We start from the raw sequence: 17458 nt of genomic DNA on the forward strand, positions 1-17458 counted from the left end.
TCGCGTCGCGTCGTGGCGCGTCGCGGCGCACGCGTCCGGACGTCGCGTGACGCGCGCGTCTGGACCAGATCGTTCCGGTTCCCCCGAACCGCCCCCGTACCACCCGCCGGTGGTCTGCCGGCGGTGATTGCGTGTGCAACACGACTAGATCAAATGCGACGATGCCGGTGCCATACCACTTGGGCTGTCGGAAAGGGGACCACTTGTCGTGGCAACTGGCAATCACCGTGGACCGGACATCACCGCTCTCTCTGTCCGCGCAAGTGCGGGACGCGTTACGGGGGTTGATCGAGGAGGGCACGCTGCTGCCGGGTAGCCGAATACCCTCCAGCCGCCAGCTGGCCGTGGACATCGGGGTGGCGCGCAGCGTGGTGGTGGAGGTGTACGAGCAGCTGTCGGCCGAGGGCTACCTGGAGAGCAGGCGGGGTTCGGGGACGAGGGTCTCGCTGCGTGCCGGGCCGCCCGGCGGTCTCCCCTCCACCCTCGTACCGCCGGATCCCGACCCCGCCTCGGAGCCGCTGTGGGACCTGCGGACGGGGACGTCGAACGTGGTGGACTTCCCGCGGCAGGAGTGGATCCGCTGTCTGACGAGCGTGGTCAACTCGGCGGGCCGCCACGAGCTCAGCTACTCCCCGCCGTCCGGAGTGCTGCAGACGCGGCGGGTACTGACGGGGTATCTGGGGCGGGTGCGGGGGGTGCGCACCCGGCCGGAGGACGTGATGGTGACGGCCGGATTCGCCCAGGGGCTCGCCCTGTTGTGCAAGGTCCTGCAGGAACGCGGCCACACCACGATCGGAGTGGAGGATCCCGGCCACCCCGGTGAGCGGGAGTTCATCACCACCTCCGGACTGCGCCCGGTCGGCATCCCGGTCGACGAGGACGGTCTGCGCGTGGACCTGCTGGAGCAGAGCGGGGTCCGGGCCGTCCTGGTCACCCCCGGCAACCAGTTCCCCACCGGCACCCGGCTGAGCCGGGAGCGCCGCGCGCGGCTGATCGCCTGGGCCCGCGCGGTGGACGGCTTCGTCATCGAGGACGACTTCGACAGCGGCTTCCTGCACCGCAACGACCGGGTCTCCTCGCTCCAACGCCTGGCGCCCGACCGGGTGGTGTACGCGGGGAGCGCGAGCAAGGTCCTGGCCCCCGCGCTGCGCCTGGGCTGGCTCGCGGCCCCCTCGGAGCTCATGGCGTCGATCGAACACGTCCGCGCGGGCTGGGACATCGGCTGCTCCGGTCTCGAACAGCTGGCGCTGACCCGGTTCGTGGACACCGGGGCCTTCGACCGGCATCAGCGCAAGCTCGGCTCGGAGCTGCACCGGCGCCGCCAGGTGATCCGCCGGCAGGCCGCGAAGAGCATTCCCGGTTCCGTCCTCCTCGGCCGGGAGAGCGGCCTGCAGGCGTACCTCCAGCTGCCGGCCGACGTGGACGAGAACGCGGTGGTCCGGCTCGCGCGACGGCACTCGGTGCTCGTGCGCGGCGGACAGTTCTACGCCCTCGCCGACACCTCCCGGCCGCCCGCGCTGGTCATCAGCTACGCGACGGTGGACGCGCCGGGTCTGCTGCGGGCGATGACGGCGCTGGGCGCGGCCTGGCGCGGGGCGCGGCGGGAACGTTAGGCGCGGGGGGCGTCGGGGTCGGGGCGGTCGGGGTCGGAGGCGGGGTGGCGAGGCGGCCGGTGCGGCGGGCCCACTTCTCGAACGCCACGGTGGCGAAGGGCGGCAGGGCGGCGAGCAGGGCGAGGAGTGTCGTGCTGGTCAGGCGCCACTTCAGCCGTACCGCCACCAGGAGGGTGAGGATCACGTAGGCGACGAAGGCGGCTCCGTGGAGTGCTCCGAAGATCCGCACGCCGAGTTCGGTGGTCTTCGGGACGTACTTGACGTACATCCCGATCAGCAGGCCGGCCCAGGTGCATGCCTCGATGACCGCGACCCAGGTGAAGGCGCGCAGCAGGCGTTCCGTCGCGGTCGCTTTCGCGGGGGCACGGGTGGTCGTGGAGGTGCGGGGTGCCGCGTGGTCGGGGCGTCGCGGCCACAGGGCGTGGTCGCCGAGGAGGCGGACGAGGGCGGGGACCAGGAGCGGGCGGACGAGGAAGGTGTCCAGCAGGATGCCGAAGGCCATGGCGAAGCCGAACTGGAAGAGTTCGCGGATCGGCTGGGTCGTCAGGACGGCGAAGGTCGCCGCGAGGACGAGGCCCGCGGAGGAGATGACGCCGCCGGTGCGGGTGAGGGCGGTGCCGAGGGCCTCGGCCGGGGGCCTGGTGCGCAGCTCCTGCTTGTACCGGCTCATGAGGAAGATGTTGTAGTCGACGCCGAGCGCGACGAGGAAGACGAGGACGTAGGCGGTGACGCGGTTGCCGATGCCCTCGTCGCCGAGGACGGTGACGGTGACGAAGGTGGTGACGCCCAGGGTGGCCAGGAAGGACAGCAGGAGCGTCGCCACCAGGTAGAGGGGTGCGAGGAGCGAGCGCAGCAGGAGGATCAGGACCGCGGTGACGACGGCCATGACCAGGAGGACGAGGACTTTGGTGTCGCGGTCGAGCGCGGAGCGGATGTCGGCGCTCTGTGCCGTCTCCCCGGCGACGAGCACCGTGGCGTCGTGCAGGCCGGCGGCGTCGGCCGCGGCCCGCGCGGTCTGCTTCAGGGGGCCGATGGCGTCGAGGGCCCGGGAGCTGTACGGGTCGTGGTCGAGGACGACCTCGTAGAAGAGCGTTCTGCCGTCGTCCGCGAAGCGGGGGTGCTGTCCGATCCGGCTGACGTCGTCGGCGCGGGCGATCGCGGCGGCGATGCCGGCGGGCGCGGTGGTGGAGCGCAGGTCGTCGCGGGAGCGGACGACGAGGGTGCTGGGCGCGGTCTCGCCCGGGCCGAACCGCTCCTGGACGAGGTGCTGTCCGCGCTCCGACTCGGTGGCGGCGCGGAAGCCGCTGAGCGTGTTGAAGGTCTCGTGGTAGCCGAGCAGTCCGGCGCTCATCACCACGAGCAGGGCGACGCAGGCCGTGGCCACCTTGACGGGGGCGCGGGCGACGAGGGCGGCGACCCGGTGCCACACGCGCGTACCGCGGCTTCGTTCGGCGGCCTTGGCGACGCCGGAGGGCCAGAAGACGCTCCCGCCCAGGAGCAGGGTCAGGGCGGGGATGAAGGTGAAGGCCACCAGCGCCATGACGGCCACGCCGAGGGCGAGGTAGGGGCCGAAGCCGTGCAGGGCCGGGGAGACGGCCACGAGCAGGGCGAACATGGCCAGGACGACGGTGGAGGCGCCGGCCAGGACGGATTCGGCGGACCGGCTCACCGCGGTCCGCATCGCGCGCGGGCGGTCGGGATCGTCGAGGAGGGCTTCTCGGTAGCGGGCGGTGATGATCAGCGCGTAGTCCGTGCCCACGCCGAACAGCAGCACGGTCATGATCGAGGCGGTCTGGGAGCTGACGGTGATGATCCCGGCGTCCGCGAGGAGCGCGCCGGTCGTCTGCGCCACGCGCATGGCCACACCGGCGGCGAGGAGGGGCACGAGGGCCATCAGGGGCGAGCGGTAGATGGCCAGGAGGACGACGAGGACGAGCAGGACGGTGGCCAGGAGCAGGACCTTGTCGCCGCCGCTGAAGACCTTCACGGTGTCGGTGGCGATTCCGGCGGGGCCGGTCACGGCGACCTCGGTGGGGCCCGCGTGGTCGGCCGCGAGGGTACGGATCTCGTCGACGGCGTCCTGGAAGGAGGCGTCCGAGGGGCTCCCCGTCAGGGGGACGACGACCAGCTGGGCGCTGCGGTCCCGCGAGAGCAGTCCGGTCGCGGCGGCCGGAGCGGTCGCGGTGGCCGGAGCGGTGGCGGTGGCGGTGGAGATCACGCTCACGACGTGGTCGGGCCGGGCGGGTCCGGAGAGGGCCGAGGTGATGCGGGCGACGGCTTGCGCGGTGTCCGCCGCCGCGTCGGCGCCCTCGCCGCGCACCACGATGACCGCGGGCGTCGCGTCCCGGCCCGGAAGGTACGTACGGACGAGATCGCGGGCCTTCATGGAGTCCGAGGCGGCGGGCGGAAGGTTGGCGGAAGCGTTGTCCTCGACGGACTCCAGGCTGGGGGCGACCCCGGCGAGGAGCCCCGCGAGCAGGACCCAGAACGCCACCACCAGGGCGGCGCGTCTTCTTGATCCCAGGAGACACCGGAGCGTGCGGGCGTACAGCGGGCGTGGGCGCGTGGGGTGCATCGGGAAGCCTTCGGGCGGAAGCGCGTACAGATCTTAGAGACAGGGGTGTCTCTAAGTTGCGCAAGCTAGCACGCACGCTCGGCACCCCCGGATACGGGGGTAGATTGGCGTGGGATGACCGGGATGGCGTATTGCCCGGGTTTGGAGCGTGGAGCGGGGAGAATGCCCAAGATCGAAGCCGGCAGTGTCCGCGAGCACCGGGCCCAGCGCCTCGCCCGGCTGATCGACGCGGCCGAGGCGATCCTGAACGAGGACGGCGTGGAGGGCCTCACCGCCGGCGCGGTCGCCGCGCGGGCCGGCATCGCCCGCAACAGCATCTACCGCTACTTCGACTCCATCGAGGACCTGCTCGAACTCGTCGTGACCCGCGAGTTCCCCGCCTGGGTCGCCGCCGTCGAGGACGCCATCGCCGCCGAGTCCACCCCCCGGGACCGGGCCGCGGCCTACGTACGGGCCAACATCGAGCAGGCCGCCCGCGGCACCCACGGCTGGCGCTCGTCGCTGTCCCGGAGCTCGCTGTCCGATCGCGTACGGCAGCGGGTCAGGGAACTGCACGGGTCGCTGCACAGCGCGCTGGCGGGCGTGGTCGCCGAACTCGACCCGGTGCAGCCCGAACTCACCACGGCGGTGATCCAGGGGGTCACCGACGCGTGCATCCGCACGATCGACCAGGGCGGCGATGCCGAGGAGGTCGCCTCGTTCGCCATGCGCGCCGTGCACCGGCTGCTCGCCCCGGACACCGGACAGGCGTGAGCCCCTGCCGTCCGAACGCCGGATACCGGATGGCCGTTACCGGATAATCGGATGCTCGGGGCGGGCGTGCCGGGACAGGATGCCGCGTATGACACTGCCGACTCCCGAGCTGCCCACCCCTGAACTGCCCACTCCAGAGCTGCCGACCCCTGAGCTGCGCACCGCCCGCCTGCGGCTGCGGCCGTTCACCGATGCCGACGCGGCGCCGCTCTACGCCCTGCACAGCAGCACCCACGCGATGCGCTACTGGGATTCCCCGCCGTGGACCGACCCCGCCCGCTCCCAGCGCTTCCTCACGGCCTGCCGGAGGATCGCGGAGGAAGGCACCGGGGCGCGCGTGGTCGCCGAACGCCTCTCCGACGGCGCGTTCCTCGGCTGGTGCGGCCTGACCAGCTGGGACCCGGACTTCCGCAGCGCGTCCCTGGGTTACGCCTTCGACCCCGCCGCGTGGGGCCACGGCTACGCCACGGAGACCGCGCACGCCGTCCTGCGGTGGGCGTTCGACACCCTGGACCTGAACCGTGTCCAGGCCGAGGCGGACACCCGTAACGCGGCGTCCGCCCGGGTCCTGGAGAAACTCGGCTTCCTCCACGAAGGCACCCTCCGCGAGGACTGCGTCGTCAACGGTGACGTCTCCGACTCCTGGGTCTACGGCCTCCTGCGCCGCGACTGGCAGCCGGAGGCCTGACGCGACTCGTCCGCGTCCGGGTCCGGGTCAGCGGACGGGGTACGGGGTGGCCGGCTGGTTCCAGTCGATGCGGTGACGCCAGGTCGGGCCGAAGGTGCGTTCGGGGTTCATGGCGATCCTGCCGAGTACCCGCATCATCAGCGGCATGACCGCCGCCGCGAGGGGGCCGGGGGCCTTGACCCGGTTGACCTTCATGGCTTGTGCGGCAATCCCCTCCACCCGGGCCCGGCGGGCCTGTTCGTAGGCGGGCAGGGCCTGGTCGAGGGGCAGGTCGCGCAGGGCACGGGCCAGTTCGACGGCGCTTTCGGCCGCCAACGAGGCGCCCTGGCCGGAGCTGTTGGACGGGGCGTGGACGGAGTCAGCGATTGCCGGTCCAGACGATGCGCTCCGTGAAACCAACGCGCTCGCTCGCCTTGCCCTCACGGATCTCCTCCAGCTGCCGCGCGTCGACCCCGAGGGCCGCGGCGAGCGCCAGCACGACTTCCAGGACGTCCGCCAGCTCCTCCGGCGCCTTGGCATCGTCGGCCGCGAGGAACTCGGCGACCTCCTCGACCAGTTTGTCGCGCAGACGGTCGCGGTACTCCCCCGGACCGGCGACATACGTCATCGGCTCGGCCCCGCCCTCACGGATGATCTCCGGAATCCGATCCCGCACCAACTTGCCGTACGCGCCCTTGTGGTTCACCCGTCGCACTCCCGCTCGACCGCCAGGAGGCAGACCCCGGCGGCTGCCCCTTCATCGCGGGGCAGCCCAGGTACACCGCCCGCATCACTCGCCAGACGAGCCACCGGTTCGACACTCACCGCGACGGCTCGCTGCCGAAGATGAACCGCCAGGATCTCCATCTCGACGAGCGTGCCCACGAGACCGGTCTCGGTGAGGCGTGTCGCGAGCGTTCGCGCTTCGGCGAGAGGCATGTCCCGTGCCCTGCGCAGGGCCTGCAGTACCGGAACGAGGTTCGGTGTGTCTTCGGAGAGGCGGAGCCTCGCCGCTCCGTGTGCCTGCAGCAGAGCTTGTCGGATGCTCTCGGGTGTCACGGGTCCACTGTCCTGCTCGCACCACCCGTTCGGGCAGTCCGCGCATTGTCCTTCGGTGCCCCAGCAGAGCATGCCGTTGTCGAAGAACTGACCGACATCACAGGTCGTCGTGCCTCCGCAGGCACTGCACCGGCCCGTGACCTGCACTCCCTGCGTGATCACCACGGCTCCTCGGCGTCATCCGTCCCTGCCGAGGGGATCCTCCTCGAAAGGGCGGGCCACGTCGATCGGGTTTCCGATTGACCGGAAGTCCAGCGGGGCGGGGCGGCGGGGGATCCCGAGGAGTCGTTCCGCCGCCTCGCGGAAGGACCGCGACAGGTCGTCCATGGCTCCTCGCTCGCGCCAGGGGTAGGGGTGGGGGCTGTCGTTGCCTGCTGTTCCGTTCACGCGGGTAGCTCGTACGGGGTCGGGGCGGCGGCGCGTGCGGCGCGGGTGAGGTAGGCGGTGTTGTGTGCGGGGAGGGTGAGTTCGATCGTGCGTTGGGGGATTGCGGCGGGGGCTTTCCCGGTCGCCTCGGTTGGCCCGGCTTCCCCGGTCAGTCGGTCGAGGGTCTGTTGGGCCGGGGCCCAGGGGCCGTCGGCCGGGCCGGTCGGGTTCAGGCGCAGGTGCGGCAGGGAGCGGAGCAGGGCTTCGCCGAGGGTCTCGGGCGGGACCGGGACGGCGTGCTCGACCGTGTAGCGGCGGGGGCCCGGCCGGCCGGTCTCCTCGCCCGTGTCCGCCAGGGCGCGGGCCGCCGGGCCCAGGGGCAGCAGGTTGACCGGGCCGGGCAGTCGCAGCCCTCCCGGCAGGGGGCGGCCGTCGGCCGTCGGGGCGGGCAGGGCCGCGGCCAGGTCCACCGCGATCCGGGTGAACAGCGGCCTGGGCATCTGCGGATGGTCCGCCAGGTCGCTCACCGGCACGGCCAGGCGGTGTACGGCGGCGGGGAAACCGTCCCGCAGCGCGGCGGACTCGACCAGGGCGCCGGCCGCACCCGGCTCCCCCACCGTCACCAGATGGAAGACGGTGTGCCGGGGGCCGCCCGCCTCCGCGAGCAGCGAGGCCACGGTGTGCGGGCCGCGGGGCTCCACGCACCACACGGCGTCGTACCGTCCGCCCGGAGACCCGGGGTGGATGCCCGTGGCGTCCAGTCGGGAGGCGAGCTCGTCGACGTACTCGGGATACAGGCCGAGCCGGACCATCCGGCGGGCCAGCGCGATGCGTGCCTGCTCGGGCGGGGACGGGGTCAGCAGGGTCAGGCGGTGGCCACGGGTGAGCAGCTCGGCGGCAAGGCGGATTCCGGTCGGGCTGCCGGCGCCGGCAAGAGCGCAGTGCATGCGGGACTCGTTTCGTCCGGGCGGGGAGGGGAGGGGAGCGGGAAGGGGACCCTGGCGGGGCGGGGGGTGCCTGCCCCGCCAGGGCTTGGTGCTTCGGGGTGCTACGCGGCGCTGGCGACCGGCACCTGGGCCGGGGCTTCCAGGCTGACGGGAGGGAGCGGGGAGGTCACCTTCACCTCGCCCTTGATGCCGGTGGTGACCAGGAACGCCCCGCGTTCCGGGCCCGCCCCGATGACGGAGAAGCAGAGGGTGTCGCCCTCGCCGACCAGGCCGTTGACCACGTCCGTGTAGAACAGCACCGGGGTGGCGGAGGAGACCAGGTTGCCGAGTTCCCGGGCGTGCGCGGGGGCCTTCGTGCCGTCCAGGCCCGCCAGCTTGTGGTAGTTCTCCACGAGCGCGGGGCCGGCCTGGTGGGTGTAGATGCGCCGTACGCCGTCCACGAAGCCGGGGCGGTGGTTCTCCATGGTCTCCTGGTTGAGCATCATGCCCCGGGAGTAGTAGCGGGCGAGCTCGGGGCCGTTGAGGCCGAAGGCGGAGAGTTCGGAGGCGCCGGGCGAGCCCGGCGGGTGCGCGGCGCCGCCGCCGGGGTAGTGGATGAGGGGGTCGCTGAAGCCGGGTTCGCCGCCGAAGTCGTGCGAGTCGCGTGAATAGAATCCGATGCCGTCGAGGCTCTCGTCGCTTTCGAGGACGAGCGCGGAGCAGGCGTCCGAGAAAAGGGCGCCTGAGCACCACAGGGTGTGCGCGAAGGGGTGCGAACTGTTGCTCCCCGAGTACTCGTTGATGATGCCGTTCTCGTCGATTCCGATCGGGCTCGCCGCGTTGTAGGAGATGATCAGCGCGCGTTCCGGCCGCTGTTTCCCGACGTGCGCGGCCACGCGGGAGAGCGCGCCGCAGCCGGCGCCCAGCTGGAAGGGCGGCACGTCGTCGGGGATGCCGAGCCGGCGCAGCAGGTTGAAGGCGTCCTGGTCGAGCATGATCTCGTACGGGGTGCAGGTGGCGACGTAGACGGCGTCGATGTCGCCGGGTTCGGCGTGGGCCGAGGCCAGGGCGGCGCGGGCGACGTCGACGACCGCGTCGAGCGAGCCGAACCGTTCGCGGTCCCAGCTCTTCGAGGTCACGCCGAGGATGCGTTCGACATCGGTGCCCTGGAGTTCTTTCCCTGCCTGCTTGCGGTGCGGAATGCGGGCGATTCCGGCCCAGTCGTCGACGGAGATGATCTCGCCTATCTGAGCACCGACTCCGGTGATCCGGTAGGGAAACGAGTACGTCGTGGACATGGCTCTCCGGTCCGTAGGTGTGCACGTCGGATAGCGCCAAGCGAACACGGGAGAGGAAAGCGGGGAAAGGGAGATCGGTGTCGTATGTGATGAACGTGTTGAACGGCCTCATCGTTTTCGCCGCCGTCAGCGCCGCCGTCAGCGCCGGTGGTGGCCGAGGTCGGTCAGGACCTCGCGGGCCGCTCGGGCGCCGGAGGCCAGGGCGCCCTGGAGTGATCCCGTGGTCCGGTGGTCGCCGCACACGTAGCGGCCGGTGCCCAGGCGGGTGGTGCGGGTCAGTGGGTGCGGCGGCGGCATGGCCGGCAGCGCGTCGCGCACCGTGACCTGGTGAACGGTTTCCCAGGAGCGGGTGTCCGTCCCGTACACCTCGGCGAGGGCTTCCCGGAGTCGTCCGTCCCGTTCCGGGGAGAGCTCTCCGAGCACGGAGGTCGACACCAGGGCGCGGCCGTCCCTCGCGAAGCGCGGATGCACCTCGGTCAGGACGCAGGTGTTCAGGAAGCGGCGGCGTGCGTCCACGACGAGCGTGGGTTCGGTGAGGGGGGAGCGTTCGGCCGCGTGGTAGACCGTGCTCACGGTCCGTACGGCGGGGACTTCCAGCCCCGGCAGGAGGCGGGCCGCGGCGTGCGGGCCGGTGGCGACGACCACGGCCCGGGCGTCGACCCGGGTGCCGTCGGCGAGCCTGACTCCCCCGTTCGTGAGGCCGTCGACCGGTGTCCCGGTCGACAGGACGCCGGCGGGAAGGCCCTCGGCCAGCTGTGCGGGGACCGCCTGGATGCCGTCCGCGGGCAGGCAGAGCGTCCCCCGGAGGAACGTGCGCCACACGAGGTGGAAGACGCGGGCGGAGGTGGCGAGGTCCTCCTCCAGGAAGACTCCGGACAGGAAGGGCCGGAAGAAGGTCTCGACGAGGTCCTGGGACACCCCGGCCTTCCTGAGAGCGAGGAGGGTCGTGGTGTCGGTCCGGGAACGCAGCCGGGCGGCCGGCTCCAGCATGTCCCGGACCGAGAGCGCCCCGGCGGCCAGCAGGTCCCTGGGGGACGCCGCCCGGCCGGTCAGCAGGTCACCGCTGCCACGGAGGTCGCGGGTGGGATCGGTGAACCGCCGGATCCCGCGCGGGGTCGACACGAGGACGGCGGGGCTGAAGGGGCGCAGCCGCAGCCGGCTCAGGTCCAGCCGCCTCTTGACCTGCGGGTAGGACGTGTTGAAGACCTGGAATCCGCGGTCGACCGTGAAGCCCGCGACCTGGTCGGTGCGCATGCGGCCACCGGGTGACCCGTCCGCCTCCAGGAGGCGGACGGCGATTCCGGCGGCGGCGAGGTCCGCCGCGCACGCCAGGCCGGCCGCGCCGGCTCCGACCACGATGACGTCCGTGCCATCGGTGCGGACGTCCGTGTGGGCGTCCGTGCGGGCGTCCGCACCTTCTCGTGGGGAAGGCCTCACCACGTGCGCTTCTCCTCGCTCGGGGGCCGCGGGGCGGTCTCGCCCGTGGTCCTGAGGTTGTACGGCATGAGCCGGTGCTCGCCATCGGTCAGGGGGACCTCGGAGGGCCTGCGGTACTCGATCACCTCGCCGGGCAGCCCGGCGGATTCGGGCCGGTGGGGTTGCGATTCCGGTTCGGGAGGCGGGAGTTCCCGGGCGTTGACCCGGGTCCCGAAGACGAAGGCGGCGATCAGCACCGTCACGACGACCAGTCCGCCGAGCACCTGGGCCAGTCCGGACTGCCAGACGCCGGCCGCGAGCACCGGCCCTTCCAGAAGGTGAGTGCGCATGGGGCGTACCTCTCTGTTCTCCGCGTCACCGGAGCGTCGCCGGAACGTCGGCGCCGCCTCGGGAGTCGGCTGCTGCGTCACGGTTGATTCCGCGCGGGACACGGACACGGATGCGCCCTCGCGGAGGCACTCGCATCGCTTGTGCGTCGTACAGTGGGCCGCATGGCAGAAGGGACCCACGGCATCACCACCGGTGCGGTGGCGCGGCGCCTCGGCGTCTCTCCCACCACGGTGCGTTCCTGGGAGAAGCGGTACGGCATCGGTCCCGCGCTCCGGGAAGGCGGGCGGCACCGGCGCTGGTCGCCCGGAGACGTGGCGATGCTCGAGGAGATGTGCCGTCTCACCGCTACCGGCGTACCGCCCGCCGAGGCGGCCCGCGCGGCCCGCGCCGGCTCCGGCAGCCCCGGCGGCTCCGGCGGCGAGGAGGCGAGGGAGGCGACGGCATCCGGGGTGTCCGGGGGTCTGTCGGCTTCGGCCGCTCCTCAGGGCGCGCCGCTGCCCGCGTCGGCGGACCGGCCGGATGTGAAACGTCGCCGCGGGTACGGCAGCGGACTGCCTCTCGGGGACGTCCGGCAGGAGGGCCGGGGGCTGGCGCGGGCGGCCGTACGGCTCGACGGTCCGGCGATGCAGGACCTGCTGGAGCAGGTCATCGAGGAGTACGGGCTCGTGGCGGCCTGGGAAGAGGTGATGGCTCCCACCCTGCATGCCGCGGGCCGCAAGTGGGCCTCCTCGGAGGATCGTTACGTCGAGGTGGAGCACCTGCTGTCGTGGCACGTGTCGACGGCGTTGAGACGCGCCGCGGTCAGCGGGCCCGTATCGCCCCGTGCGACGACGCCGGTCGTGCTGGCCTGCGTGCCGACGGAGTTCCACACGCTGCCGCTGGAGGCCCTCGCGGCCGGCCTCGCCGAACGGGGGCTGCCGACGCGCATGTTCGGTGCCGCGGTTCCTCCCGAGGCTCTGATCGCGGCCGTCCGCCGCACGGGGCCGGGCGTCGTCGTGCTGTGGGCCCAGGCGCGGGCGACCGCCTCGCACGCGCTCGCCCGGCACGTGGCGGAGATGACGTTCGGGGTGCGGGGAGCCCGTACGGCCCCGGTCGTCGTGCTCGCGGGCCCCGGGTGGGCCGGGGGCGGGGGCTCCGGGGGCGCCGGCACGGGGTTCGTGCGTCCGAGCAGTCTGCGCGAGGCGCTGGACGCGATTTCCGGGCTGTACGAGGAGCCGCAGGGCCGCGCCGGGACGTGAGGCCCCGGCCGCGCCGCGACGTGAGGCCCCCGCGTCACCGCTCCCCGGTCGCGTCCGCCGGCCGACTCGGTGACCGGCGCGGCGGCCGGGGAAGGAAGCCGCTCGTCCGCGCCCGGTAGGCCGCGTATCCGGGGCGGGCGGCCATGTGGGCCTCCAGCATCCGCTTGCCGCTCCCCCAGATCAGCAGGCCGCTCATCGTCAGGGGCGAGACGAGCGTGAGCGCGGCGGTGGGCCAGCTCGCGCACGCCGTCAGGTAGAGCCCCCACCAGACGAGGAAGTCGCCGAAGTAGTTGGGGTGCCGGGTCCAGGCCCACAGTCCTCGGTCCATGATCCTGCCCCGGTTCGCCGGGTCCGTCTTGAAGCGGGCGAGCTGGTGGTCGCCGACGGCCTCGAAGGCCACTCCCGCCGCCCACAGGACGAGGCCGAGGACCAGCAGGGCGTCGACTCCTTCGGGCAGGTACGCCGCCGCCTGCACGGGGAGCGAGACGAGCCAGACGAGAGATCCCTGGAGGAGGTAGACCTTGCGCAGGGCGACGAGCGCGGGGCGGCCGGGGGCGCGGGAGAGCATCCGCGCGTAGCGGGGATCCTCGCCCTGGCCGCGTCCTCGGCGGGCGATGTGGAACGCGAGCCGCAGACCCCACAGGCAGGTGGCGAGGGTGACGGCGAGCCGGCGGACCTCGTCGCCGTGGCCGGCGGAGAGGCCGTAGGTGACCAGCGCGACGGCGGCGAACGCCAGGCCCCAGGCGACGTCGACGATGCGGTGGACGCCCTTCACCAGTGCCAGGGCGAACGTGACCAGCATGACCGCGAGGGCGGTGGCCGCCGCGGCCGCCAGGTTCACCGCGAACGCGGAGGCGTTCATGCCAGGGCCCCGGATTCCGGGTCGGCCGCCACGAGCCGGAGGCGGCGGACGTCGAGGTAGCCCGAGCGGAACCCCGCCTCGGAGTAGGCCAGGTACAGCTCCCACATGCGGCGGAAGACGTGGTCGAAGCCCAGGGCTTCGGCCTCCGCCGACCGCTGGACGAACCGCTCCCGCCACAGGCGGAGCGTCTCGGCGTAGTGGTCCCCGAATCCGGTGTCGTGGGTCAGGGTCAGGCCCGCGGCGGAAGTTTCCTCGGCGATGGCCTCGGGGGACGGGATGAGGCCGCCGGGGAAGACGTACTTGCTGATCCAGGTGTGCGTCCGGGCGGTGGCGAGCATCCGCTCGTGCGGCATCGTGATCGCCTGCAGGGCGATGCTCCCGCCGGGCGCGAGGAGCCGCCGCAGGGCGCCGAAGTAGTCGGACCAGAACTCGGCGCCGACCGCTTCGATCATCTCGACGCTGACGACGGCGTCGTACCGGCCTTCGGCCTCGCGGTAGTCGCGGATCTCGACCGTGACCCGGTCGCTCACTCCGGCGTCGGCGATGCGCCGCAGCGCCAGGTCGCGCTGCTCGACGGAGAGGGTGAGGGTCAGGACGTCGGCGCCTCGCAGGGCCGCGCGGATGGCGAGTTCGCCCCAGCCCGTGCCGATTTCGAGGAGTCGCGTACCGGGGCCGACGCCCGCGAGGTCGAGAAGGCTGTCGATCTTGCGGTGCTGGGCGGAGGCGAGGGTGCCGGCCGTGGCGGGCAGGGTGTCGAACAGGGCCGAGGAGTACGTGAGGGTCGGGTCGAGGAAGAGGGCGAACAGGTCGTTGGACAGGTCGTAGTGGCGGTGGATGTTGGCGCGGGCCCCCTCGACGGTGTTGCGGTCGCCGGCGGGGCGCCGGTGTGCCCACAGGCTCCGGAACCGGCGCAGCGCGGCGGGTACGAGGTCGTCGACATGGGTCGCGAGGACGGTGAGTACGGCGGCGAGGTCGTCGCTGTCCCATTCGCCGGCCATGTACGACTCGCCGAAGCCGATGAGGCCGTCGGCGCCGATCCTCCGGTAGAACGCCGCAGGATCGCGCAGTGTCAGCGTCGGGATCCCGTCCTCGGTCCGCCGCGGGTCGTGGTGGTCGCCTTCCCGTATGCGCAGCGGCAGTCGGGCGAGGGCGCGTTCGACGACGAGCCGCGCGAAGGCCGTGCGTGCCGCGGAGGCGCGGGGAAGGCGCGCCACGTCGGGCCACCGTTCGGGGTCGACGGCGAACGAGGGGGTGCGGGCGTGGGCGTCGGCGGAGGCGTCGGCGGGGCCTGTGCCGGCTTGCGCGGCCAACGGGGTGGAGACGGTCACAGCATGCCTTCCCTGGTGGGCGGAGTGGGGCGGGGGCGGACGGAAAGTCCTTTGAGGTAGAGGCGGATGCCGTGCCAGCGGATGCCGGCGCTGACAGCGGCGGTCGACCAGGGGTGGCGGAGCGCGACGGCGAGGAGGTCGCGCGGGCCGGCCGGGCGGCCGCGGCCCCGGACCGTGGCGGTCAGCGGCCGGGATCCGTCCGGTGCCCGCAGTTGCACGGTGAGGTCGAGGCTCTCGCCGGGCAGGGGCAGCCGCATGCGGTAGGAGCCTTCGACGTCGAGGAACGGTGAGACGTAGAAGTCCTTGGCGACGTCGGCGCGGCCGTCCGCGTCGGGCCGCAGGAGGTAGCAGTGCCGTCCGCCGTAGGTGTTGTGCACTTCGGCGACGACGCAGACGGGCCGGCCGGTCCGGTCGTGGCACCAGTACAGCGTGAGCGGGTTGAACACGTGGCCGAGGACCCGGGCGTGGGCGAGCATCAGGACCTGGCCGTCGGCGTCGTCCACGCCCCTCGACGCCAGGAAGGCGTCGAGGCCGGCGCGGATGGTGGGCGCTCGGCCGCCGAAGTGGTCCCGTGCGTCGAAGCGCGCGAGGGGCCGCAGGAGGCGGGGCGGTTCGGGCAGGTCGTCGAGGTCGACGAACCAGAGGTAGCTGCGTTGGCGCAGGGAGTGGCGCACCGGCCCGACGCGGGTGTGGGCGACTTCGCAGGTGTACAGCGCGGGTACCCGTGGGCGCGGGGGCAGGGGGCCGGGTGGTGTGGTGACGGCCTGTGTGGCGTGGGCCTGTGTGGTGGCGGCCTGTGTGGCGTGGGCCGGTATGGCGTCGGCCTGTGTGGTGGCAGCCGGTGTGGCGTCGGTGTTCACCATGTCGCCCCCAGGGCGCGGGCCGCCTGGACGCCGGAACGGCAGCCGTCCTCGTGGAAGCCCCAGCCGTGGTACGCCCCGGCGAAGGCGGTGACGGACGTGGTGAGGCGGGGCAGGAGGCGCTGGGCGGCGACGGAGCGCCGCGTGTAGACGGGGTGTTCGTACTCCATGCGCGCGAGCACGGTGCTCTCGTCGACGCGGTCGCCGGCGTTGAGAGTGACGATGTGCCGCTCGGCGAGCGGAAGGCGCTGGAGCCGGTTCATGTCGTAGCTCACCCGGACGGAACCGGGACGGGCGGCACAGGAGGGGAGCCAGTAGTTCCATGATGCCTGCGCGTGGGGGGAGCGCGGCAGAACGCCGGCGTCCCGGTGCAGGACGGTGGGGTTGCGGGAGTAGGTGAACGCTCCCAGGACGCGGCGTTCCTCCGCGGTGGCGTCCGCGAGGATCCGCAGGGCCTGGTCGGGGTGGACGGCGACCACGAGGGCCGCGTGGCGACGGGACTCGCCGTCCTCGGTGGTCACGCGTACGTGGTCGGGACCACGGGTGACCGCTCGTACGGGCGTGGCGGTGCGGACGGACGTGATGCTCTTGGCCGCCTTCTCCACGTAGGCCGAGGAGCCGCCCGTGACCGTCTTCCATTGCGGCGACCCGGTGGTGGAGAGCAGGCCGTGGTGGTCGAGGAAACGGAAGAGGTAGGCGGCGGGGTACTCCAGGGAGGTGTCGGGGGCGCAGGACCAGACGGCGGACACGAGCGGCAGGGCGAAGTGGCCGACGAAGTAGGGCGAGAAGCGGTTGTCGTCCAGGAACGAGCCGAGCGTGGCCGCTTCGTCGCCGGAGGCGAGCAGGCGGCGGGCGGCCCGGTGGAAGCGCGGTACGTCCGCGAGCATCCGCAGGTGGCGGCCGCGCAGGATGTTTCCCCCGCCGAGCAGGCCGCGCGCGCCGCGCGCGCCGGCGTATTCGAGGCCGCAGCCGTCGCAGCGCACCGACATGCTCATCTCGGAGTCCTGGGTGGCGACGTCGAGTTCGCGGAAGAGGCGCAGGAGGTGGGGGTAGGTGCGTTCGTTGTGGACGATGAAGCCGGTGTCCACGTGGACGGTGCCGCCCTCGGCGGTGGGAAGTTCATGGGTGTGGGCGTGGCCTCCGAGCCGGGAGTCGGCCTCGTAGAGGACCACGTCACGGGTGCGCGACAGGAGGAACGCGGCGGTCAGGCCTGCCACTCCGGCCCCGACGACGGCGATGCTGCGGTCGTTCAACGGTTCCCCCTGGTGTCGTCGGCCGGGCCGGCGGGCTTCTCGTTCACTTCGGAGCCGTCGCCGCCGCGGATGGGTCGGCGGGGCAGCCGGCCGGTGGTGGGGCGCTGACCGATGGCGGGGCGCTGGCCGGTGGCGGGGTGCGTACGGCGGCCGGTGGGCTCGTCGTCGTACGGGAAGGACCGCGTGAAGTCCTCGCGCAGCCGCAGCAGTCCGCGCCTGGCGTGGCTCTTGACGGTTCCGAGGGGCATGCCGGTCCTGCGGGCGATGCCGGTGTGGGTGAGGTCGTCGAAGAAGGCGAGGGTGAGGACGTCGCGCTGGACGCGCGGCAGGCGGGCCAGTTCCCTCATGACGACGACGTGGTCGAGTACGCGGTCGAGTGCGTGATCGGCGCCGTCCGGGAACGCGGCCCGGGGCGGCAGGGCCGTACTCGCGGCGGCCACGAGCTCGGCTCTGCGGGTGCGCGCGGAGAGGGTGTCGGCGATCTTGTGGCGTGTGATGCCGACGAGCCAGGCGGAGACCGGCCCCTGCTCCGGGCGGTAGCGGCTGCGGCCGCGCCAGGCGGCCAGGAAGACCTGCTGGGTCACGTCCTCCGCCTCGCGGGAGTCCCCGATCGCGCGGTTGGCCAGGGTGTGCACCAGACCGCCCCAGCGCCGGTACGCCAGCTCCAGGCAGCGCTCGTCGCCGCGGGCGAGGCCCGCACCGATGTCCTCGTCGCTCACCTCGGAGGCCGGGGCCTGAAGGCGGTGTGCCGTGGTCGCTGCGCTCATGAGGACTCCTCTTGGCCGACGCCGGGTCCGCTGGTCGGAGGGTCCGCTCGGTGCGAGGGGCACGGCGGGCGGGGGCGTCGTCCCGCGGTCTCAGGATCTGGTGCAGCGCTTCGCCACTTCAATGCG

17 protein-coding genes are annotated in these 17458 nt (G+C 72.9%); 4 read left to right on the forward strand and 13 right to left on the reverse strand.

Translation table 11 applies throughout. The features are described 5' to 3' along the window. Positions 1-161: 161 nt before the first annotated feature. Entirely contained in the window at positions 162-1613 is a 1452-nt protein-coding gene (locus ACFC0Z_RS07165) for a PLP-dependent aminotransferase family protein (RefSeq protein ID WP_376433693.1), read from the forward strand. Here ACFC0Z_RS07165 and ACFC0Z_RS07170 read toward each other — a convergent pair. Beyond that, positions 1525-4110, reverse strand: a complete 2586-nt coding sequence (locus tag ACFC0Z_RS07170; RefSeq protein WP_376433695.1) for an MMPL family transporter — start codon at positions 4108-4110, stop codon at positions 1525-1527. The genes ACFC0Z_RS07165 and ACFC0Z_RS07170 overlap by 89 nt on opposite strands. 240 nt (positions 4111-4350) lie before the next feature. Here ACFC0Z_RS07170 and ACFC0Z_RS07175 point away from each other — a divergent pair, with 240 nt between their 5' ends. Further along, the gene (locus tag ACFC0Z_RS07175; protein ID WP_376433697.1) at positions 4351-4941 is read left to right on the forward strand and encodes a TetR/AcrR family transcriptional regulator; all 591 of its coding nucleotides are present in this window, start codon (positions 4351-4353) and stop codon (positions 4939-4941) included. Positions 4942-5029: 88 nt separating this feature from the next. Then, entirely contained in the window at positions 5030-5629 is a 600-nt protein-coding gene (locus tag ACFC0Z_RS07180) for a GNAT family N-acetyltransferase (RefSeq protein ID WP_376433699.1), read from the forward strand. 27 nt (positions 5630-5656) lie between these two features. Here the strand turns inward: ACFC0Z_RS07180 and ACFC0Z_RS07185 are convergent, their stop codons facing one another. The 7 genes from ACFC0Z_RS07185 to ACFC0Z_RS07215 form a co-directional block, all read right to left on the reverse strand. After that, positions 5657-5944, reverse strand: coding sequence for a hypothetical protein (locus ACFC0Z_RS07185; protein ID WP_376433701.1), 288 nt, complete (start codon positions 5942-5944; stop codon positions 5657-5659). A gap of 43 nt (positions 5945-5987) precedes the next feature. Next, a complete protein-coding gene (locus tag ACFC0Z_RS07190) occupies positions 5988-6314 on the reverse strand; it encodes a hypothetical protein (RefSeq protein ID WP_376433703.1) in 327 nt (108 codons plus the stop codon). Then, positions 6311-6832 (reverse strand): hypothetical protein, encoded by a 522-nt coding sequence (locus ACFC0Z_RS07195; protein ID WP_376433705.1) that lies wholly within the window; start codon positions 6830-6832, stop codon positions 6311-6313. Before ACFC0Z_RS07195 ends, ACFC0Z_RS07190 begins: the two co-directional genes overlap by 4 nt. 218 nt (positions 6833-7050) lie before the next feature. Then, the gene (locus ACFC0Z_RS07200) at positions 7051-7980 is read right to left on the reverse strand and encodes a hypothetical protein (RefSeq protein WP_376433706.1); all 930 of its coding nucleotides are present in this window, start codon (positions 7978-7980) and stop codon (positions 7051-7053) included. Between the two features lie 101 nt (positions 7981-8081). Next, on the reverse strand, positions 8082-9257 hold the full coding sequence (locus ACFC0Z_RS07205; protein ID WP_376433708.1) for a 3-oxoacyl-[acyl-carrier-protein] synthase III C-terminal domain-containing protein: 1176 nt from the start codon (positions 9255-9257) through the stop codon (positions 8082-8084). A 138-nt stretch (positions 9258-9395) separates the two neighbouring features. Further along, positions 9396-10697: an FAD-dependent oxidoreductase gene (locus ACFC0Z_RS07210; RefSeq protein ID WP_376433710.1), complete on the reverse strand. Its 1302-nt coding sequence runs from the start codon at positions 10695-10697 to the stop codon at positions 9396-9398. Continuing rightward, positions 10691-11023, reverse strand: coding sequence for a DUF6479 family protein (locus tag ACFC0Z_RS07215; protein WP_376433712.1), 333 nt, complete (start codon positions 11021-11023; stop codon positions 10691-10693). The genes ACFC0Z_RS07210 and ACFC0Z_RS07215 overlap by 7 nt, the downstream gene beginning before the upstream one ends. A gap of 162 nt (positions 11024-11185) precedes the next feature. Between ACFC0Z_RS07215 and ACFC0Z_RS07220 the strand changes: the two genes are divergently transcribed. Then, positions 11186-12262: a MerR family transcriptional regulator gene (locus ACFC0Z_RS07220; RefSeq protein WP_376433714.1), complete on the forward strand. Its 1077-nt coding sequence runs from the start codon at positions 11186-11188 to the stop codon at positions 12260-12262. A 34-nt stretch (positions 12263-12296) separates the two neighbouring features. On the opposite strand, the gene ACFC0Z_RS07225 is transcribed toward ACFC0Z_RS07220, so the two are convergent. From ACFC0Z_RS07225 to ACFC0Z_RS07245, 5 genes are read right to left on the reverse strand one after another with little or no spacing between them, the layout of a single operon-like run. Beyond that, positions 12297-13124, reverse strand: a complete 828-nt coding sequence (locus ACFC0Z_RS07225) for a DUF1295 domain-containing protein (RefSeq protein WP_376433716.1) — start codon at positions 13122-13124, stop codon at positions 12297-12299. Beyond that, positions 13121-14452 (reverse strand): class I SAM-dependent methyltransferase, encoded by a 1332-nt coding sequence (locus tag ACFC0Z_RS07230; protein WP_376433718.1) that lies wholly within the window; start codon positions 14450-14452, stop codon positions 13121-13123. The genes ACFC0Z_RS07225 and ACFC0Z_RS07230 overlap by 4 nt, the downstream gene beginning before the upstream one ends. Next, positions 14449-15315 carry a DUF1365 domain-containing protein gene (locus ACFC0Z_RS07235; protein ID WP_376433720.1) on the reverse strand — a complete coding sequence of 289 codons (867 nt, stop codon included), beginning with the start codon at positions 15313-15315 and terminating at the stop codon, positions 14449-14451. Before ACFC0Z_RS07235 ends, ACFC0Z_RS07230 begins: the two co-directional genes overlap by 4 nt. Beyond that, positions 15309-16565: an NAD(P)/FAD-dependent oxidoreductase gene (locus ACFC0Z_RS07240; protein ID WP_376433722.1), complete on the reverse strand. Its 1257-nt coding sequence runs from the start codon at positions 16563-16565 to the stop codon at positions 15309-15311. The genes ACFC0Z_RS07235 and ACFC0Z_RS07240 overlap by 7 nt, the downstream gene beginning before the upstream one ends. Next, positions 16562-17332: an RNA polymerase sigma factor gene (locus tag ACFC0Z_RS07245; protein WP_376433724.1), complete on the reverse strand. Its 771-nt coding sequence runs from the start codon at positions 17330-17332 to the stop codon at positions 16562-16564. Before ACFC0Z_RS07245 ends, ACFC0Z_RS07240 begins: the two co-directional genes overlap by 4 nt. Positions 17333-17458 lie beyond the last annotated feature (126 nt).

It is taken from the genome of Streptomyces sp. NPDC056144, from assembly GCF_042264145.1.
Lineage (GTDB): Bacteria > Actinomycetota > Actinomycetes > Streptomycetales > Streptomycetaceae > Streptomyces.

Excerpts from the sequence above, each read along its gene's own strand:
- ACFC0Z_RS07175 (WP_376433697.1), top strand. The coding sequence starts at position 4,351 with ATGCCCAAGATCGAAGCCGGCAGTGTCCGCGAGCACCGGGCCCAGCGC.
- ACFC0Z_RS07165 (WP_376433693.1), top strand. The coding sequence starts at position 162 with ATGCCGGTGCCATACCACTTGGGCTGTCGGAAAGGGGACCACTTGTCG.
- ACFC0Z_RS07205 (WP_376433708.1), bottom strand. The coding sequence starts at position 9,257 with ATGTCCACGACGTACTCGTTTCCCTACCGGATCACCGGAGTCGGTGCT.
- ACFC0Z_RS07200 (WP_376433706.1), bottom strand. The coding sequence starts at position 7,980 with ATGCACTGCGCTCTTGCCGGCGCCGGCAGCCCGACCGGAATCCGCCTT.
- ACFC0Z_RS07225 (WP_376433716.1), bottom strand. The coding sequence starts at position 13,124 with ATGAACGCCTCCGCGTTCGCGGTGAACCTGGCGGCCGCGGCGGCCACC.
- ACFC0Z_RS07235 (WP_376433720.1), bottom strand. The coding sequence starts at position 15,315 with ATGGTGAACACCGACGCCACACCGGCTGCCACCACACAGGCCGACGCC.
- ACFC0Z_RS07245 (WP_376433724.1), bottom strand. The coding sequence starts at position 17,332 with ATGAGCGCAGCGACCACGGCACACCGCCTTCAGGCCCCGGCCTCCGAG.
- ACFC0Z_RS07220 (WP_376433714.1), top strand. The coding sequence starts at position 11,186 with ATGGCAGAAGGGACCCACGGCATCACCACCGGTGCGGTGGCGCGGCGC.
- ACFC0Z_RS07180 (WP_376433699.1), top strand. The coding sequence starts at position 5,030 with ATGACACTGCCGACTCCCGAGCTGCCCACCCCTGAACTGCCCACTCCA.
- ACFC0Z_RS07215 (WP_376433712.1), bottom strand. The coding sequence starts at position 11,023 with ATGCGCACTCACCTTCTGGAAGGGCCGGTGCTCGCGGCCGGCGTCTGG.